The sequence below is a fragment of the Pseudomonas sp. B21-015 genome, from assembly GCF_024749285.1.
In the GTDB taxonomy this organism is placed as follows: domain Bacteria; phylum Pseudomonadota; class Gammaproteobacteria; order Pseudomonadales; family Pseudomonadaceae; genus Aquipseudomonas.
Map to the genome: position 1 here is coordinate 3,962,257 of NZ_CP087196.1, position 13,619 is coordinate 3,975,875.

Sequence of the window (13,619 nt, forward strand, 5' to 3'; positions counted from 1 at the left end):
AGCAGTGCCCGCAAAACACCACGGAAGGAATCGTTATGAGCAGTTCAACTCGCCATAGCATGCCCCCCTATGGGGTGGCCATCCAAGGCGCAATCAAGGCAGGCGACCTGCCGCAAATGAAGACGCTATTGAAACAACGCGATGCATCCACACCAGAAAATAAAGAGCTAAATGCCGCTTACGAGCAGTTGGCCAAGGAAGTCGCACGCCTGGAAAAGCATTAGTCGCTATTTCCGCTCCCCTTATTGCAATGGAGGCAATAATTATGTCTGGTTCTACTCAGCAACTTGTCGGCTTATTCCCCCTCAGCTACCGAATTGGTACTTCGGCACCGGGTGCACAAAGTCTGGCACTCAATATACTGGTCTTTACCCCTGATGAGACTGTAAACGGAACGGCTGCAATCACTCAGGCGACCAACCCGCCGCTGGATGTGCACTCCGATGTCTGGGGTGAATATACCTACCTGACCGTCATGTCACCGGGTGTCAGCAAAATCCTGATCACCGCTCAAGGCAATCAAGGCGGGCCGGGCTCGAATTCCATCGTGAATTTCAAGTTGCAACTGGTGGTGGGCACTGACTGGAAAGAAGGCGTCGCCAACTACTCGTACTTGAATGGTCAGCAGTGGGTCGAGGTCAACAATGCTCCCGCCCATCTCGTTGATTCGGTGCCGTCTAACGTCTCTGCACTGCCGCCGCTGGAGCCCGGTCCGGTCATTCCGCCGCAGTCATCTTATCCGCCAATCATGCCGCTGTACGCCGCACCGATTCAAAGTGCAATGGCCAGCGGTGACCTGGCTCAGATGAAAAACCTGGCGCGCCTGGCCCAACAACAACTGGATCAGCAACCCCAACTGACCAGTGCGCTTGAGGTGGCCAAGGGTGAAATCAGCAGGCAGGAACGCCGCTGATCCGACCACGAAACATGCCCGACTTGTCTTGAATACAAATAAGGGAGTAGCACCATGTCAATCGGACTTTTTCATACCCGCCTCAACGTCAGTAGTCATCTACTGGGCGCACCGGTTTTAACCCTGGATCTGCTGGTCGATACCGTAAAGAAAAAAGTCAGTGGGGTTGCCAGCATTTTCCAAAGCACCTATCCGCCTCTCAACTTCCGTGCCCGTGTATGGGGTGAGTACTCCGAGGCCAAACTGGTGCCGACGGCCGAGAACCACATCATCCTCACCCTGGCGGGCAGCCCGAGCGGCCCTCTCAGCCAGATCGCCCAGACTTTCGGCTTGAAAGGCATTTTAGGCGCCGATTGGGCGAGCGGTTATGTCGACTACAAGTACCAGGAACAGGGCATCTGGCACTACGTGAAACACGCCGCCGTCAGCCAGGCACCCGTTATTGTGCGCCCAGAGCATCCGCATCATGCGGTGCCGCTCTATGCCGTCGCGGTACAGCAAGCGCAAGCCAGCGGTGACCTGGCGCAACTGAAGGCCGTGGTGAGCCAGGGTGAACAGCAACTGGCCCACAGCGGTGCCCTGCGCAACGCACTGGATCAGTTGACCGCTGAAATCGCCCGCCTGGAGGCCCGCTAACCGGTCAGTCAGCGCAATCCATGTGGGAGCGGGCTTGCTCGCGAAGGCGGCGACACAGTCAACATTGACGTCGCCTGACACACCGCTGTCGCGAGCAAGCCCGCTCCCACAGGTTCCGTGCCTTGACTGCTCGGGTTCAATAACAAAAGGTAAATCCGGTCGCGCCATTGACCCAAGGAAGGCGCGAACACTTCGATGGATTCGTGCCGCGCACGCGTTTGTGCGCAAGGATTTTCCATGTCAGACAGTCGCCCTGCCCGCTACCTCAGTGAAACCGACCTCAAACGCTACGTGCCGGTGCATGTGGTCTGGGAAATCACCCTGGCCTGCGATCTCAAATGCCTGCATTGCGGCTCGCGCGCCGGCCATCGACGCCCCGATGAACTGAACACCCGGGAATGCCTGGACGTCATCGACGCCCTGGCGGCACTCGGCACCCGCGAGATCACCTTGATCGGTGGTGAAGCCTATTTACGCAAGGATTGGACTCAACTGATCCAGGCTATCCACGATCACGGCATGTATTGCGCCATACAAACCGGTGGACGCAACCTGACGCCCGCGAAAATGCAGGCAGCAGTGGAAGCCGGGCTCAATGGCGTCGGTGTTTCACTGGATGGACTGGCCCCGCTGCATGACGCGGTGCGCAATGTTCCGGGCTCGTTCGACAAGGCGGTGGATACCCTGCGACGCGCCAAACAGTCCGGGCTTGCGGTGAGCGTCAACACACAAATCGGTGCGGCCACGTTACCCGATCTGCCCGAGCTGATGGACCTGATCATCAACCTCGGCGCCACTCACTGGCAGATCCAGTTGACGGTCGCCATGGGCAACGCCGTCGATCACCCGGAGCTGTTGTTGCAGCCCTACCAATTGCTGGAGGTGATGCCGTTGCTGGCGCGGCTCTACCGCGAGGGGGTCGATCGCGGCCTGCTGATGAACGTAGGCAACAATATTGGTTACTACGGCCCTTACGAGCACATGTGGCGTGGTTTCGGCGACGAGCGCGTGCACTGGAGCGGCTGTGCCGCCGGCCAGACCGTGCTGGCGCTGGAAGCCGACGGCACGGTAAAGGGTTGCCCGTCATTGGCAACAGTGGGGTTTTCGGGCGGCAACGTACGCACCATGAGCCTGCACGATATCTGGCATTACAGCGAAGGCATGCACTTTGGCCGCCTGCGTGGTGTCGACGACCTGTGGGGTTACTGCCGAAGCTGTTACTACAACGACGTCTGCCGTGGCGGCTGCACCTGGACGTCGCACTCTCTGCTCGGCAAACCCGGCAACAATCCCTACTGCCACTACCGCGCGCTGGACCTGCAAAAACAGGGACTGCGCGAGCGCATTGTCAAACTCGAGGACGCGGCAAAGACGTCCTTCGCCGTCGGACGGTTTGACCTGATTACCGAACGCATCGACACCGGCGAGAAGGTGAACAGCGTCAGCGACAGCGGCCAGGTGATCAAACTGGCCTGGGCGAACCAGGGCCAGAAATCGCCGGACGAAGGACGGATTCCACCACAACTGGCGCTGTGTCGTGGCTGCTTGCAGTACATCCATGCACACGAAGTGACGTGCCCACACTGTGACGCCGATGTCGCCGCCGCAGAAGCCGTGCACCAGACAGACCGTGCCCGGCAACAAGCGATTATCAAGACGCTGACCGGTCTGTTGGGGTTACCGCAAAATACCTCGGTGTAACGATACTGACGATCCATCACGAGGGGGCGACCTTCATAGGCCACCCCCCCTTCCCTGTGAAAAGGACTTTACGGAGCCGTCGGGTGTTCGACGATCAGCGATTCGATGTTCCTTTTTTTCGCCCGGACGAGCGCCGCCGTCACTTCAGCTTGCTTGGCCTCTGCCTCGGCTTTCGAATTGAACGGTCCGACCAGAATACGAACCTTTCCATTTTCCTTGACGACATTGGAAACGAAGCTGTGCTCAATCAACCAGCCACTGAGGTCACTGACGGCCTGGGGTGTCTCGCCGCGCACTTCGACGTCCCATTGCGGGCCCGTTGCCGCCGCGGGGACGGAAGCGACTGCCGGTTGCGGCTTTTGAGCGTGAACACCCTTATCCTCACCACATCCGGCCAGCGTCAGTACTGCGATTACCAAGACCATTTTGCGCACAACGCTTCCCTCTTAATGCTTAAAGCAGCGATTTTAACATCCATGGATCCTTCTCGAGTGCCGCAAAATGGGCTCAAAACAACGAGATTGATGGTTGCGGCCTCTGTATAGTTACACCTTGGGAATTAATGCAGCATCTGCGCGTCAGAAAGAGGCACCCAAACTGTGAGACTTCGCACTAATCTATACGTAATACCGACCTCTGCACTGTCCAAATCAGGTGCCCTACAAAGCAATCAAGGAGAAAACCATGCTGATACTCACCCGCAAAGTCGGTGAAAGCATAAACATCGGTGATGACATTACGATCACCATTCTGGGCGTTAGCGGCCAGCAAGTCAGGATTGGCATCAACGCCCCGAAAGACGTTGCGGTGCATCGCGAAGAAATCTATCAACGCATTCAGGCTGGCCTGACCGCCCCAGACAAGCCACAAACACCCTGAATCCTGCTGCAGTCAGTAGCCAGCCCATTCAGCCTCGAATAACGGCTGGCTAAAGATTCAAGCGCCGCATCGCTCTCTGTCCAGTCTCTCTTTGCGATGCAATTGCAACGTGAAGCAGATACTACCGCCCGCCTTACGCCATGACTGTCAGACGTTTCGGATTTGCTGCGAGAAAGAACGTCCTGGCTAACCAAACGTCACACCACGCGCCATGCCCGTGGCCGCCACGACCATCAACACCAGCAACAGCGCTTCTATATGGCTGATACGGGCAAACAGCGCTGCACGCCCGGTATCGATAGCCGCGCCACGCCCCAGTGCCACCCGCCATTTGATCAGCGCCACCATAGGCGCAACTTCCAGCAACAGGATAAGGACGAAGAGTGTCATTTTGAGATGAAACAGGGGTTGGTGAAGATAGTAGTCAGTGCCTTTTTCGTACCCGCCAAAGGCTCGCACCCCACCCGTGATCAGGAGAATGACCGCAGAGATCCCCCACAGATTATCTGCAATCAAAACACGGCGAGCTTCCCCCGCCCCGGTAATCAGACGATGTAGAGCCGTGCCGCGGGTCAGTACCGCCCAAAAGCCCAGAGCAAAGGCCAAGAGGTGAATTGCCGCCAGAAACCAGTGAGCCAGCATCGACATACTCCCATCAGGACAAAGTTGAATCAGCCCTACAGTAGTAGTCCATCGCGTGGGATTTGCCTACGCATGCGGCTCCGCTGAATACCCGCACATAGCCACCGCCAGGGCGACCGACTCTATCGGCAAATAGCGGGCGCAAAAAAGCCGGGCTCCTGATGGATACCCGGCTTTGAGAGTCTTGGACTTAATCTATTCTTTTGGAAATCGAAGTGCGAGCGTTGCTCAACCCTTTCGTGTTGTGAACGCCAGGCGTAGAAGCCGAAATGGCAGAGGCCTTCGTCACTCCTCGCGTGTCCCTGGAATGCGCAATGCCCGAAGTGACGGCCCCATGGCCACGGTCACTGTTACGTTCGCTACCATAGTGGTTGCCACTGACGCCATGATCCCGAACGGCTTTGCCGGCGTGATCGCTGCTCAAGCCCGCGCCGTGGCCATTGCTGCTGACGCCGCCGGAATGGCCAGAATCACCGTGGCCGCTATTGCCACCATTACCACCGCCATTGCCACCGCCGTTACCGCCGCCATTGCCACCACCGTTACCACCGCCATTGCCACCACCGCCACCACCGCCATTGCCACCACCGCCACCACCCTTCGCGTAGGCGGAGTTCATGATGGACAGATCAGCGGGCAATAACGGGGCGGCCGCAAGCATCAACACGCATGACATGACAGCAGCAAGACTCTTGTTTTTAAATAACATGGTGGGTTCCGTGGAGGTTGATATTGCACGGAACAATTGACTGTTTCGGCCCCACACAGTTCAAAGGCCGCCGACCAGCGGGCAGGCAATGGGCAGTTATCGAACCTGCACGCTGCTTACCGCGATGTTGCTGGTCGTCATGCTGCAAGGGCGCGATTGAAATTTATCGCTTTCACATCAATCGAACGCACCATTGAGCACCTCGTAGATGATCCCGGTGGCGATGGCCACCAATATCAAGTCAGTGCCAACCTGTTGCCACTCGTAGCCATCGTAGTGGGGAAGCCTGCCGAGCAGTCGGCCATCGAGTTTTTTGGCGATCCCCGGCGGAAGAGGTTTTCCGCGGGCGAGGTTTTTTTGAATACCGGGCGGCAAGGCGGGACCGGGGCTCCAGTAATCGCGATAACCACCCACGATTCCAAGGACACTACCGTGGTTGATGCTCGGGCCGTGACTCCAGTCGTCACCCCCTGAACCTTTCCCTTTGTTGCCATGACCGGAGTTGCCATGGTCCTGGTTGTATTGTGGATTTCCCTTGCCGCCTCCCTGGCCCTTTCCGTTTCCCGGGTCGGCCAATGCAGTCACTGAACCAGACACCAAGGCAAGACACGTCATAGCGGCGATCAACGAGCGAGATCTAAACATATCCGTTCTCTCAAAAAGGGGATGTTCCCTGCAATGTAGACGGTTATGGCTGTGTTAGTTCAGAAACAGTGTTCACGGGGGGGTGACAGGCCAGATGGGAAATCGAACAACGAATGGAGAGCAGCGCTGGCCCAGTTAGTTGATGGCTGGGCCAGACGAAGCAACTACAGCATTACGGTTGAGAGCATGCCTAAAGCCCCCAGGCAAAACCCGATGAGTGCGCCACGTCCTGGTGCTTCATGAAACAAGTACCAAACCACTATCGGCTCAAGGAGCAATAGCGACGTGACTGAAATCACCGTAACAATCCAGATATCACCGACAGCAACATAGCCCAGCCAATATGCGCCCAGCAGGCAAAAACCGGCAAAGCTCATCAGCACGACGGGAAGCATGAATGCCTCCCATGAACTACTACCTGTTTGGGCAAGCCTGGCGGTTACCACCTCACTGTAGATCGCGCAAAACTCACCCACCACCATCAGCCCTAGAGCAGAAACTCCGAGTAGTTCTTTGGACATATCAAAAATTCCTTCGTATTCAGAGCAAGATTTCTCAGTTCCCAGCCAGCAATGTCGCTGCCTGGCGATCCGTTGCAGTGATACGAAGCAGTCTTGAATAGCCCTGAATTACCGAAGTGCTTTTCCATGCTCATTTCCTTCTCGGGGTGTGAATCCAGGCACCAGAATAGTGAGTGCCCGCACCGATCATACGTTCCGTTAACCGCCGCTAACAACCGGCGCCTCCCCTGCCTGTACGAATCCCCAGTAACGCCCCGCGCCCGCCCGATAGTAGCCTTATGCCTTCATGCAACGGATCTCCCAGTCCTTTGCCTGCAAGCCCAAGGATTGGGATTGCGCCAATTTCGGCGCGGATAACTCAAGGAGAGTGAAATGAACAATGACGTACAAGGTGCCCTGAAGCACACCGGATCGTCGCTTCTCACCCTGAACTGCATAATTTCAGGGCTTACCAGCCAATTAAAAGTTGGGCAAGGCACACCAGCCATCAATGCCGCTCAGGCCTATGCACTGGAAGTCGCAAAAGCGTATCCAGCAGCTAACGGCGTCGCACCGGATGTCAAGGCGATCACTGAATTCTTCAATGGTCACAAATAACGCTTAACCCCAAAGCGTTTTCAAGCCTCAAGCGCCGACGCTCTAACAGGTCGGCTTTCCGTTGCGAGCGCACGGTCCAATCCTTCGGTAATCCAAGCCTCGAACCAGAAAACAAAAACTGCGAAATGCATGCATCAACAACTGCTGCCCGCGAGACGATTCCGGGCACTACTTTCTTTACCTACATGCCAGCGATACACCGCCAACTTTCATGCCGCTGACCGAGGAGCGAACGCTTCAAGCTGCACAGGGCGAGGTAGGAATTCTGGCGTAGACACATCGCAACCTAAGACTTCCTGCGCCCTGCCTGATCCTTGCGCATGTCAAGGTACAGGCAGAGCTCACAGTTCGCTCGACTCCGTGGGTATGACTGAAACGAAAAGGCCCCGCTCAATGCGAGGCCCTGACATGATCGCCCTCGCCTGGTTCACCTACGTGTACCAGTTAAACCAGCTAATAAAACGCATGGTTTTGTCGAAGCCGGCGTGACCGGCGAAGAAAGCAAACAGCAAAATGGGAGTTCCAGGCAAAAGGAGTATCACTCCCTGCTGCCACTCGCCCCAACTCCAGCCCAGACGACGCCATCCAACTTTGTTACCTGCAACGGCGAATTATCACCGACACCACTGAGCCTCACAGGGAATTCCATCGTCATCGCCATCCATTTCCATTCCTGGACAATTTTGCAGAAAGCTTTTGGCCTCTGCACACGAGGTCATCTGCGAACAGTATTTGCGTCCATCACATTTGAATGAAGCCGAAACAGGCTTCTGCGCAGTCGCGGCTGTAGAGGTTCCTTTAGGATTCGATGGCTGAACCTCAGCCCAGGACTGTAATTCAGGGGAAAGCTTCCAAGCCAACAGACCAACAACAAGCACAACCAAAATCAGTTTCATTTTGATCCATTCCTGATGAGAGACCATTTGCATTCTCACGCTGCCTGTTTTTCAGCGTAACCCATGGCAAAAGTACTTGCCCAAATTATGGTCAAGGTGCAGCGCCTCATGGAGGCGGATGAATACAAGAAACTGCGGTATGCCGGCGGTAAACCGAGTTTGCCGCAACTGAAAAAATGGAAAGTGGTGGCTTTGCAAAAGTTTTGCAAAGACAACAAAAAAGGGCCCACCTTTCGGTGAGCCCTTCCAGACCGTGTCTCTTGGAGTAGAGCCGGGGAATATAACTGGAGCGAAGTGTAGAATCCTTTCGCTCCCTCACACCCTCAGTTTACCCCGTGCAGGATGACAGTCCTTTGGTGTGGGCGAGCCCTTTCACTGAGCAGCTTCACCGTCCTTAAAAGCGATTTCTACCACTTGTTCTGGGGATAGCTCCTGCGAATAATTCACATCGTCAAAGTATTCGTCTGGCCAGAAAATCAAATCTGATATCCGGTCATTCGGAATATTGATTTCTAGCATGCTCAACCAAAATTCGACTTCATGGTCGGCGCCATCACCCTCCATGACCCTTCGAGCCAACTCTACCAACTCTTGCTTGGTCACGTCTGCCACGCGCAGCTCATACGGTTTGGCTAAGACTTTGCGAACCCATGTATCGTGAGCCTGGCCTCCATAAACTCCCTGAAAGTCGATGAACTCAAGTTCTGTCATAGCCTCTCGATTGAATTCCGCCAACTGACTCAGCGTCTGCTCGGGATGTCCGCAATCAATCTCCTCCGCGAGTTTCGTTAGTCGAGCAACCATGGATTCATCCAGTGCAGGCGGCACTAACTCGGTACGAAGCTCCATTTCATCTCCCAATTCGTTTGCTGTCCCTTGAATCTCTGCTAAGCCTAAAACTCTCTGACGGAGATATTTGGTTGATCACATATTACGTATTGCTTCGTCCGCTTTAAGCTCGAACTCAAACCCGATGCCCACTTCTTCTAGAGTCTCTGTAACACGCTCAATGAAGATCTCTGCTTGCTCTGGCAGCTCATACAGACCAAGAACACGAATGATGGGATGTTTGCCAAGTGCACCGGGAATTTCGGTGTAAATCTCACCGCTTTCGATGAAAGCGATGTACGTGTTGATTTTCTCTTGCAGCAACAGCAGGTGTTCGCCTTGTTCAGCTTTACCACCCCATTCAAGGTGGTCAGTGATCACCAGCACCACGTTGTTTGGCTCTCGCTTGGGAATTGCCCAGAAATCGATCACACGTAGATTTGTTATGGACATTTATGCTCCTCTAGGGTTTGGCCAAATCCCACTGACAAACTTTCAACTGCTCTACATCAGTGCCACTCTCTTTCCGCATATCAATATTGCCATCTGCATCGAGGAAGATGTTGGTGTTAGGCCACTTCGGTTTGATACTGATGCAATGCCAGCGGCCTTCCTTGCTGTGCCACGAAAACTCCATAAAGAACTCATCATCCGGGGAGACGAGCCCTTTGTCGCTAACGCTGCCACCGGAAGAAAACCGGCCCCTGTATATCTGATCTTTGACGCTCCAGACATACCGCAACTCTTCCCGACCATCCTTGGAATAGTGGACAGTCGCAGTTGGCAAGGCACTACGCCAGAGGACAAACGCCAGCAGCGGTAACAACGGTATCCAAAACCATCGAATGTATCGTCTTCGAGCTTTACTTGCAGACGTGGACACTAACACCCTCCCCCCAATTTTCCGGTGTAACAGCAAGCACTTCATCCATGACCATCTTCGCCGTTATCCCACCATCGGGATGTTGTTTGGCGAGCTTCACGCCGATACTGATCGAGACTCTATCGGCCACATCATCCCATGATCGAAAATCAGTCCACGGACTGGCTGTAGGATGAGGGCCGGGGAGCTTCCAATCTGCTTTGGGCTTCGTCAGCACCTCATCGCCCTTCCTTATAGTATCTGAGACAATTTGCTCAGCTCCCGCACCATCCAGAAGAACGCTTTCTGACAGTCCGCCTATGATTCCGACGTACCCGTAATGGATGTTTGACCATATGTCGTAGTAATAGTCGTACTTTGCCTGTTTGTGTCGCACGCCGGGGAAGAGCTTGCGGAGTTTCGGCTTGTGATCCCACTCCATATCCTGCCCCACTTCTTTAGTCCATATTGCCGCCGCTGCAACCTTCTGTGCTTTTGCGATATCGCCAAAATTTGGCCGCCCCCCATGCGAGCGAGCAACGGTAGTTCCGAGAACTGTTTCGCCGCAACGTCGGGATCGTAGTCAATGAGCCTTCTCATCTCCAACACAGCCGGGTCGTGGATGTTGCGGTTCATCTCACCAGCAATGTAGTTAGCCAGCGGCTGCATTTGGTCAGGATGGTTGCATACAACGGGTTCCGCTTTCTCCGCATCCTGTTTGGGGGGCGGAGCGTTAGGGTCTACCAACGCATTTGCGGCAACTGCTTTCTCTTTGAGTTTCGGATCGGCGAGTAGTGTCACCATCTTTTCTTCGTCAATTGCGCCGTTTGGGCGAATCGCTCCAAGCGCCATAAAGTTGATTACGGTTGCACCACCAGCGTCGCCCATGACAAAGCCACCACCGACATCGCCTGCCCCTGTGATGATCGTTCCACCATGACTCGTAGGACTTCCCAAATGGGCCATAGGACGGCCATTTACCAGAATCGAGGGAAACCCCGTAGTGATGACTGCGCCACATCCACAGGTATCTCCCACACGGGCAGAGCCCATGAAGTTGATGTTTGTATCAGCAGAGGCAGAGGCAATCGGAGTGGTGCCATGGCCGGGCATAGGGCAGACATGCTTGTCACCCAGTCGTGCAGAGGAAATCATAAATCATCCTTGAGTCGTTACGAGGAGTTCCTGCCTGTAGCTGGGGCAGAATGACTCTACCGGGAGGCTCAAGTGCTGGCTGTAGGACAAATCCAAAAAGCCTTGAAAATTCCCTGTGTTCCGTGTCATTCGCCGAGGTGCGGAGGATACCCGCTCAAGCTAGGTATGTTGAGTGACGGCAATGTGCTTTATATCGAATAGCCGAAATCGCACTTACCGTACGCACATCAACTATGATCATCACAGCGTCCACATCAGCAAGGAGCATTTATGAGCATTCCACAGGACATTTTGAAGACGGTCGGGGACAACCCAGTTGAGGGGGCAATCGCTATCTGCCGTTTCGCTCTAAACTTGGCACAGACATCATCGGACTGGACAGAAGAAATTCACGGAAGGGGACCTGACCAGAATCCAAGACATCATCAATGAGCTGCGAAATTTGCTGGCTAAAGACACATTGTTAGATGACGGGCACAAACGACGCCTTTTGAAACGCTTAGAAGAGTTGCAGAAGGAATTACACAAAAAGGTTTCCGACCTGAGCCACTTCTACGCCCTAATGGGTGATTTTGGTGTGGCCGTCGATAAGCTGGGCAAGGGTGCGAAGCCATTTACAGACCGCATCAAAGAGCTGATTGGTTTTGCATGGAAGTCCCAGGCACGTGCAGAACAACTACCAAGCTCGGCCGAAAATCCGATGCTGGAGCATGATGACGAACCACCGAGGCTAAATTGACACCTCCCCTTCCCTCAAACCATTTAGGCCATCAGTAAATCTTTGATGGCCTAGTGTATTGCGTCGCACATTCAGCTATCGAGGAAACCGCAACAGAATCATTCGCTTTAGGCGTTCGCATTGCTCCGTGTGAACGAACCCGATATTTTGTGAACGTTCTGCATGAAATCCGAAGCAACAAAAAAGGGCCCACCTTTCGGTGAGCCCTTCTAGACCGCCCAGCAGAGCGGATTTTGTTTGGTAGGCGCGATTGGACTCGAACCAACGACCCCCACCATGTCAAGGTGGTGCTCTAACCAACTGAGCTACGTGCCTGCTGTGAGGCGGCATTCTACGGAATTCCGGAGGGGTGTCAACACCTTTTTTTCACCTAACCCTATGAATATGCAAAATATTTAATTTTCCGCTCACAAAGAAGATTTTCCGGTGACTGGCGGCTGATTTTTAACTCGGGTAGGATCGATGCACTCGTAAAATATATTAAACAGAGGCTGCAGGATGGCGAACACTCCCTACCCAGAGTCCTATTACGCCGCGTCGGCCAATGCAGCGCCACCGCGCCCGGCCTTGCAGGATGATGTAGAGACTGATGTCTGTGTAATCGGCGCCGGTTACACCGGCCTGTCCTCTGCTCTGTTTCTGTTGGAGAACGGTTTTCGGGTAACGGTCCTGGAGGCGGCCAAAGCGGGTTTTGGCGCATCGGGGCGCAACGGTGGCCAGATCGTTAACAGCTACAGCCGTGACATTGATGTAATCGAGCGCAGTGTCGGCCCCAAGCAAGCTCAGTTGCTGGGGCAGATGGCGTTTGAGGGCGCGCGGATCATTCGTGAGCGGGTTGCCAAATATAATATCCAGTGCGACTTGAAGGATGGCGGTGTGTTCGCCGCCATTACCGCCAAGCAGATGGGCCATCTGGAATCCCAGAAGCGGCTGTGGGAGCGTTTCGGTCACACTCAGCTTGAATTGCTGGATCAGCGACGCATCCGTGAAGTGGTGGCTTGCGATCAATACGTCGGCGGGATGCTCGACATGAGTGGCGGGCATATTCATCCGCTCAACCTTGCCCTGGGCGAGGCAGCGGCCGTGGAATCGCTGGGCGGCACTATTTACGAACAGTCGCCAGCGGTGCGCATCGAGCGCGGCGCCAATCCGGTGGTGCATACACCTCAGGGCAAGGTCAGGGCCAAATTCATCATCGTCGCCGGCAACGCGTACATCGGCAATCTGGTGCCGGAGCTGGCGGCCAAGTCGATGCCCTGCGGGACTCAAGTGATCACCACTGAACCCTTGGGCGATGAATTGGCCAAGCGCCTGTTGCCCCAGGACTACTGCGTCGAAGACTGTAACTACCTGCTCGACTACTATCGCCTGAGCGCTGACAAACGCCTGATTTTCGGCGGCGGTGTGGTCTATGGCGCACGGGATCCGGCGAACATCGAGGCGATCATTCGACCGAAGATGCTCAAGGCCTTCCCACAGCTCAAGGACGTGAAAATCGATTACGCCTGGACCGGCAATTTCCTGCTGACCCTGTCGCGCCTCCCCCAGGTCGGACGCCTGGGCGACAACATCTACTATTCCCAAGGTTGCAGCGGCCACGGCGTGACCTACACGCACCTGGCGGGCAAGGTGTTGGCCGAGGCATTGCGCGGTCAGGCCGAGCGCTTCGACGCGTTTGCCGACCTGCCCCACTACCCATTCCCCGGCGGGCAATTGTTGCGTACACCGTTCGCGGCATTGGGTGCCTGGTACTACGGACTGCGGGACAAGTTCGGATATTGACCGCTAGAGGTGAAAGGGGCCGTTGAATACGGCTTATGCCAGTCAGTTAAGCCCACATGGATTGCGCTTAACTGACTGGCATTACGCAGTGCCTCTATCTTGCCACGTCCACCC

At 55.0% G+C, this 13,619-nt stretch carries 18 protein-coding genes, 1 tRNA gene and 1 pseudogene; 9 read left to right on the forward strand and 11 right to left on the reverse strand.

What is annotated here, in order from left to right:
• Positions 1 to 35: 35 nt before the first annotated feature.
• From LOY38_RS17740 to LOY38_RS17755, 4 genes are all read left to right on the forward strand, one after another.
• Positions 36 to 224 (forward strand): DUF1843 domain-containing protein, encoded by a 189-nt coding sequence (locus LOY38_RS17740; RefSeq protein WP_258696353.1) that lies wholly within the window; start codon positions 36 to 38, stop codon positions 222 to 224.
• A 41-nt stretch (positions 225 to 265) separates the two neighbouring features.
• Positions 266 to 913, forward strand: a complete 648-nt coding sequence (locus tag LOY38_RS17745; RefSeq protein WP_258696354.1) for a DUF1842 domain-containing protein — start codon at positions 266 to 268, stop codon at positions 911 to 913.
• A gap of 54 nt (positions 914 to 967) precedes the next feature.
• Positions 968 to 1,549, forward strand: coding sequence for a DUF1842 domain-containing protein (locus LOY38_RS17750; protein ID WP_258696355.1), 582 nt, complete (start codon positions 968 to 970; stop codon positions 1,547 to 1,549).
• A 237-nt stretch (positions 1,550 to 1,786) separates the two neighbouring features.
• Positions 1,787 to 3,250, forward strand: coding sequence for a GDL motif peptide-associated radical SAM/SPASM maturase (locus tag LOY38_RS17755; protein ID WP_258696356.1), 1,464 nt, complete (start codon positions 1,787 to 1,789; stop codon positions 3,248 to 3,250).
• 68 nt (positions 3,251 to 3,318) lie between these two features.
• Here LOY38_RS17755 and LOY38_RS17760 read toward each other — a convergent pair whose 3' ends face one another.
• Positions 3,319 to 3,684, reverse strand: coding sequence for an SPOR domain-containing protein (locus LOY38_RS17760; RefSeq protein ID WP_258696357.1), 366 nt, complete (start codon positions 3,682 to 3,684; stop codon positions 3,319 to 3,321).
• 250 nt (positions 3,685 to 3,934) lie between these two features.
• Here LOY38_RS17760 and csrA point away from each other — a divergent pair, with 250 nt between their 5' ends.
• Entirely contained in the window at positions 3,935 to 4,129 is a 195-nt protein-coding gene (gene csrA, locus LOY38_RS17765) for a carbon storage regulator CsrA (protein ID WP_007938114.1), read from the forward strand.
• A gap of 186 nt (positions 4,130 to 4,315) precedes the next feature.
• Here the strand turns inward: csrA and LOY38_RS17770 are convergent, their stop codons facing one another.
• The 4 genes from LOY38_RS17770 to LOY38_RS17785 form a co-directional block, all read right to left on the reverse strand.
• Complete coding sequence (locus LOY38_RS17770; protein ID WP_258696358.1) at positions 4,316 to 4,771, reverse strand: DUF2214 family protein; 456 nt, start codon at positions 4,769 to 4,771, stop codon at positions 4,316 to 4,318.
• Between the two features lie 190 nt (positions 4,772 to 4,961).
• Positions 4,962 to 5,480 carry a hypothetical protein gene (locus LOY38_RS17775; protein WP_258696359.1) on the reverse strand — a complete coding sequence of 173 codons (519 nt, stop codon included), beginning with the start codon at positions 5,478 to 5,480 and terminating at the stop codon, positions 4,962 to 4,964.
• Positions 5,481 to 5,657: 177 nt separating this feature from the next.
• The gene (locus LOY38_RS17780; protein ID WP_258696360.1) at positions 5,658 to 6,125 is read right to left on the reverse strand and encodes an RcnB family protein; all 468 of its coding nucleotides are present in this window, start codon (positions 6,123 to 6,125) and stop codon (positions 5,658 to 5,660) included.
• Positions 6,126 to 6,289: 164 nt separating this feature from the next.
• A complete protein-coding gene (locus LOY38_RS17785; RefSeq protein WP_258700746.1) occupies positions 6,290 to 6,607 on the reverse strand; it encodes a hypothetical protein in 318 nt (105 codons plus the stop codon).
• Positions 6,608 to 7,018: 411 nt separating this feature from the next.
• On the opposite strand from LOY38_RS17785, the gene LOY38_RS17790 reads away from it, so the two are divergent.
• On the forward strand, positions 7,019 to 7,243 hold the full coding sequence (locus LOY38_RS17790; RefSeq protein ID WP_258696361.1) for a hypothetical protein: 225 nt from the start codon (positions 7,019 to 7,021) through the stop codon (positions 7,241 to 7,243).
• 614 nt (positions 7,244 to 7,857) lie between these two features.
• On the opposite strand, the gene LOY38_RS17795 is transcribed toward LOY38_RS17790, so the two are convergent.
• A complete protein-coding gene (locus LOY38_RS17795) occupies positions 7,858 to 8,139 on the reverse strand; it encodes an excalibur calcium-binding domain-containing protein (protein WP_258696362.1) in 282 nt (93 codons plus the stop codon).
• A 63-nt stretch (positions 8,140 to 8,202) separates the two neighbouring features.
• On the opposite strand from LOY38_RS17795, the gene LOY38_RS17800 reads away from it, so the two are divergent.
• A complete protein-coding gene (locus LOY38_RS17800; RefSeq protein WP_258696363.1) occupies positions 8,203 to 8,379 on the forward strand; it encodes a hypothetical protein in 177 nt (58 codons plus the stop codon).
• A gap of 132 nt (positions 8,380 to 8,511) precedes the next feature.
• On the opposite strand, the gene LOY38_RS17805 is transcribed toward LOY38_RS17800, so the two are convergent.
• The 4 genes and pseudogenes from LOY38_RS17805 to LOY38_RS17820 form a co-directional block, all read right to left on the reverse strand.
• On the reverse strand, positions 8,512 to 8,988 hold the full coding sequence (locus LOY38_RS17805; protein WP_258696364.1) for a hypothetical protein: 477 nt from the start codon (positions 8,986 to 8,988) through the stop codon (positions 8,512 to 8,514).
• Positions 8,989 to 9,063: 75 nt separating this feature from the next.
• Positions 9,064 to 9,420 (reverse strand): DUF6572 domain-containing protein, encoded by a 357-nt coding sequence (locus tag LOY38_RS17810; protein ID WP_258696365.1) that lies wholly within the window; start codon positions 9,418 to 9,420, stop codon positions 9,064 to 9,066.
• 10 nt (positions 9,421 to 9,430) lie between these two features.
• Positions 9,431 to 9,850 carry a hypothetical protein gene (locus LOY38_RS17815; protein ID WP_258696366.1) on the reverse strand — a complete coding sequence of 140 codons (420 nt, stop codon included), beginning with the start codon at positions 9,848 to 9,850 and terminating at the stop codon, positions 9,431 to 9,433.
• A pseudogene (locus LOY38_RS17820) lies at positions 9,831 to 10,984 on the reverse strand (polymorphic toxin type 44 domain-containing protein). Before LOY38_RS17820 ends, LOY38_RS17815 begins: the two are co-directional and overlap by 20 nt.
• A 442-nt stretch (positions 10,985 to 11,426) precedes the next feature.
• Here LOY38_RS17820 and LOY38_RS17825 point away from each other — a divergent pair.
• Positions 11,427 to 11,723, forward strand: a complete 297-nt coding sequence (locus LOY38_RS17825; RefSeq protein ID WP_258696367.1) for a hypothetical protein — start codon at positions 11,427 to 11,429, stop codon at positions 11,721 to 11,723.
• A 238-nt stretch (positions 11,724 to 11,961) separates the two neighbouring features.
• Here the strand turns inward: LOY38_RS17825 and LOY38_RS17830 are convergent.
• Positions 11,962 to 12,038, reverse strand: a tRNA-Val gene (locus LOY38_RS17830).
• 183 nt (positions 12,039 to 12,221) lie between these two features.
• On the opposite strand from LOY38_RS17830, the gene LOY38_RS17835 reads away from it, so the two are divergent.
• Positions 12,222 to 13,505 (forward strand): FAD-binding oxidoreductase, encoded by a 1,284-nt coding sequence (locus tag LOY38_RS17835; protein ID WP_258696368.1) that lies wholly within the window; start codon positions 12,222 to 12,224, stop codon positions 13,503 to 13,505.
• Positions 13,506 to 13,619: the final 114 nt, after the last annotated feature.

Coding starts and splice junctions, on each gene's coding strand:
- LOY38_RS17740 (WP_258696353.1), top strand. CDS start 36: ATGAGCAGTTCAACTCGCCATAGCATGCCCCCCTATGGGGTGGCCATC.
- LOY38_RS17745 (WP_258696354.1), top strand. CDS start 266: ATGTCTGGTTCTACTCAGCAACTTGTCGGCTTATTCCCCCTCAGCTAC.
- LOY38_RS17750 (WP_258696355.1), top strand. CDS start 968: ATGTCAATCGGACTTTTTCATACCCGCCTCAACGTCAGTAGTCATCTA.
- LOY38_RS17755 (WP_258696356.1), top strand. CDS start 1,787: ATGTCAGACAGTCGCCCTGCCCGCTACCTCAGTGAAACCGACCTCAAA.
- csrA (WP_007938114.1), top strand. CDS start 3,935: ATGCTGATACTCACCCGCAAAGTCGGTGAAAGCATAAACATCGGTGAT.
- LOY38_RS17770 (WP_258696358.1), bottom strand. CDS start 4,771: ATGCTGGCTCACTGGTTTCTGGCGGCAATTCACCTCTTGGCCTTTGCT.
- LOY38_RS17775 (WP_258696359.1), bottom strand. CDS start 5,480: ATGTTATTTAAAAACAAGAGTCTTGCTGCTGTCATGTCATGCGTGTTG.
- LOY38_RS17780 (WP_258696360.1), bottom strand. CDS start 6,125: ATGTTTAGATCTCGCTCGTTGATCGCCGCTATGACGTGTCTTGCCTTG.
- LOY38_RS17785 (WP_258700746.1), bottom strand. CDS start 6,607: ATGGTGGTGGGTGAGTTTTGCGCGATCTACAGTGAGGTGGTAACCGCC.
- LOY38_RS17790 (WP_258696361.1), top strand. CDS start 7,019: ATGAACAATGACGTACAAGGTGCCCTGAAGCACACCGGATCGTCGCTT.
- LOY38_RS17795 (WP_258696362.1), bottom strand. CDS start 8,139: ATGAAACTGATTTTGGTTGTGCTTGTTGTTGGTCTGTTGGCTTGGAAG.
- LOY38_RS17800 (WP_258696363.1), top strand. CDS start 8,203: ATGGCAAAAGTACTTGCCCAAATTATGGTCAAGGTGCAGCGCCTCATG.
- LOY38_RS17805 (WP_258696364.1), bottom strand. CDS start 8,988: ATGGAGCTTCGTACCGAGTTAGTGCCGCCTGCACTGGATGAATCCATG.
- LOY38_RS17810 (WP_258696365.1), bottom strand. CDS start 9,420: ATGTCCATAACAAATCTACGTGTGATCGATTTCTGGGCAATTCCCAAG.
- LOY38_RS17835 (WP_258696368.1), top strand. CDS start 12,222: ATGGCGAACACTCCCTACCCAGAGTCCTATTACGCCGCGTCGGCCAAT.